The following is a 2,713-nucleotide window of genomic DNA, read 5'->3' as shown; positions in this document are numbered from 1 at the left end:
TACAGACAGTGGCGCATCTGGCCAGCACCATGGGGCGTGAATCCGTCCCCACCCACGACACCCCCACGCCGCCGGGCCCTTGTTGCCGCCGCCACCCTCGCGGCGCTGCTGGCCGCCGCATGGCTGGCGTGGTGGGCGCTCGTGCCCACCAGCGATGAACTCGCGCGCCGCGTGGAGGCGGTGTTCGAGGCGCGCATGGGCCAGAAGCTCGTGGTGGGCCAGGTGCGCTGGCGCGTGCTGGGTCGGCCGATGGTCGAGGTGCTGGACGCGCGCACGGTGCAGCCCGAAGTGATCCGCGTTCGCCGGGTCGCGATCTACCCGCAACTCATGCCTTTGCTGCGGCAGCGGCTCGCCATCGACCGCCTCGAATTGGACGGCGCCTTGGTGCCACACGGTGCCATGGCCGCGTACCGCGGCAAGACGCCGGACGAAAGCGGCGCCATGTTCGTGCGCGCGGTGGCATTCAATGACCTGACCTACATCTCGTACAGCGGCATCCCGGTGGTGTACGAGGGCGACATTCACTTTGACGACGACCGCCTGGTGCACCGCCTGCGGCTGCGTCGTCCCGGCGTGGAGCCGCCGGTCTCGCTGGATGCCACGCGCGACGGCAAGGCCGACGGTGGGGCAGACCTTTACCAGCTGCGCGTGCAGGCCGCTGGCGGATCGGCGCGCGGACAGGCGCGGCTGGCCACCTCGGCCGAAGGCCGCATGGTCCTCACGGGCGAACTCGCACCGCGCGGCGTGGAGGTGAACGCGCTGCTCGAGGCCTTTCACCGCCACTCGCCCATCAATGGCGCCGCATCGGGCGAGACGGAACTGCGCGCCGAAGGCGATACCGCGGGTGAACTGTTCCGCACGCTGCACACGCGCAGCGTGCTCAGGGTGGAGCGCGCGAAGATCCTGCGCTTCGACATCGACAAGGCCGTCAAGTCGCTCGGCGAGGACCGCGCTGGCGAGACCCCGCTGGACAGCCTCACCGGTGTCATGGACACGCAGAACACCGAGCAAGGCATGAAGACGACGTTCACCCAGGTGGAAGCGGTGGCGGGCAACTACACCGCCACTGGCCAGGCCACGCTCTACCGGAAGCGCGTCGATGCACAAGGCCAGCTGGAGATCGGTGGGGGCATCGTCGACGTGCCCATTTCGGCGCATGGGCCGCTCCGCAAACCGGAGTTCAGCATCGCCTGGGGCACCATTGCAGGCGCCGCCATCGGCACGGCGGTGTTGCCGGGCATCGGCACCGTCATCGGGGCCAAGATCGGCGGGGCGGTGACGGGGCCGCCCAAGGCGCCGCCAGCCAGCCCGCGCTCGCGATGAAGGCGGCCCCGTCAGTCAGTCTGGCTTTGAGGCTTGTCCGCGGCTGAGCAGCGCGTACAGGATGATCGCGCCGAAGGTGGCGGTGCCGATGCCACCGAGTGCGAAGGCGCCGATCTTCAGCGTGTAGTCGCCGGTGCCCAGGATCAGCGTGATCGCGGCCACCAGCAGGTTCTTGTTGTTGGAAAAATCGACCTTGTTCTCGACCCAGATGCGCGCCCCGGCGATGGCGATCAGGCCGAACACGACGATGGACACGCCCCCCATCACCGCCAGCGGGATCGCCTGGATCAGCGCGCCGAACTTGGGGCTGAAGCCGAGCAGGATGGCGATGCACGCGGCCACCACGAACATGGCGGTCGAGTAGATCTTGGTCGCGGCCATCACGCCGATGTTTTCCGCGTAGGTGGTTAAGCCGGTGCCACCCGCCGCGCCGCTGACCATGGTGGCCACGCCGTCGCCGATGAAGGCCTTGCCCAGGTAGGGGTTGAGGTCGCGCCCGGTCATGGCGCTCACGGCCTTGACGTGGCCCAGGTTCTCGGCCACCAGGATCAGCGCCACGGGCGCGATCAGCAGCATGGCCTGCGCCTCGAACACCGGCGCGGTGAACTTCGGCAGGCCGAACAGCGGGGCTGCGGCCATCGCCGAGAAGTCGATCGGCTTGCCCAGGCCCAGGCCGTTGGTGAGCACGGCGTAGATCAGGCTCGCCACGATCAGGCCCACCAGGATCAGCAGGCGCTGCGTCATGCCGCGCGTGTACACGGCGACCAGGCCCACGCTCAGGAAGGTCACGGCCTGCATCCAGGCATCGAAGCCGGTGGGCGCCATGTTCTTGATCGGGATGGCCGCGAGGTTGAGGCCGATCACGGCGACCACCGCGCCGGTGACCACCGGCGGCATCAGGCGCTCGATCCAGTGCACGGCCACGTCGCTCTCGACCTCTTCCACCTCCATGCCCTTCATGGGCGTGGTCCTGGTGTGGCGCTCGTTGGTCAGGTGCACGATGAAGCCGATGAGCGTGTAGACCGCACCGCAGACAATGATGCCGCCCAGCACCACGCCCAGGTTGGTGTTCAGCCCCGGGCCGGCATAGCCGCTGGCGGCGATCACCACACCGATGAAGGCGAAGCTCGAGCCCAGGTAGCTCGGCACCTTGCCACCGGTGATGACGAAGAAGATCAGGGTGCCGATGCCGCTCATGAGGATGGCGACGTTGGGATCGAAGCCCATGAGCAGCGGGGCCAGCACGGTGGCGCCGAACATGGCGATGACGTGCTGCACGCCCATCACCGCGGTCTGCGGCCAGGGCAATCGCTCATCGGGCGCGATCACGCCCCCGTTGTCGAGCGTGGAAGCGGGTTTCTCCGTCCAGTTGAGCAGGCCCATCGGATGT

The 2,713-nt window shown here is 68.4% G+C and carries 2 protein-coding genes; one reads left to right on the top strand and one right to left on the bottom strand.

Annotated features, from left to right (window positions below):
• On the top strand, nucleotides 1-1,323 hold a 1,323-nt coding region (locus tag N878_RS17030), incomplete at its 5' end, for an AsmA-like C-terminal region-containing protein (protein ID WP_218186847.1).
• Nucleotides 1,324-1,338: 15 nt separating this feature from the next.
• Here N878_RS17030 and N878_RS17025 read toward each other — a convergent pair.
• Nucleotides 1,339-2,706 (bottom strand): solute carrier family 23 protein, encoded by a 1,368-nt coding sequence (locus tag N878_RS17025; RefSeq protein WP_031303346.1) that lies wholly within the window; start codon nucleotides 2,704-2,706, stop codon nucleotides 1,339-1,341.
• Nucleotides 2,707-2,713: the final 7 nt, after the last annotated feature.

It is taken from the genome of Pseudomonas sp. EGD-AK9 (genome assembly GCF_000465935.2).
In the GTDB taxonomy this organism is placed as follows: Bacteria; Pseudomonadota; Gammaproteobacteria; order Pseudomonadales; family Pseudomonadaceae; genus Aquipseudomonas.
Note: the sequence above shows the minus strand (reverse complement) of the source record. Positions and strands in the feature narration are given on the sequence as shown.

Bases quoted from the DNA above. Each gene is read 5' to 3' on its own strand.
- N878_RS17025 (WP_031303346.1), bottom strand. From the start codon at position 2,706: ATGGGCCTGCTCAACTGGACGGAGAAACCCGCTTCCACGCTCGACAAC.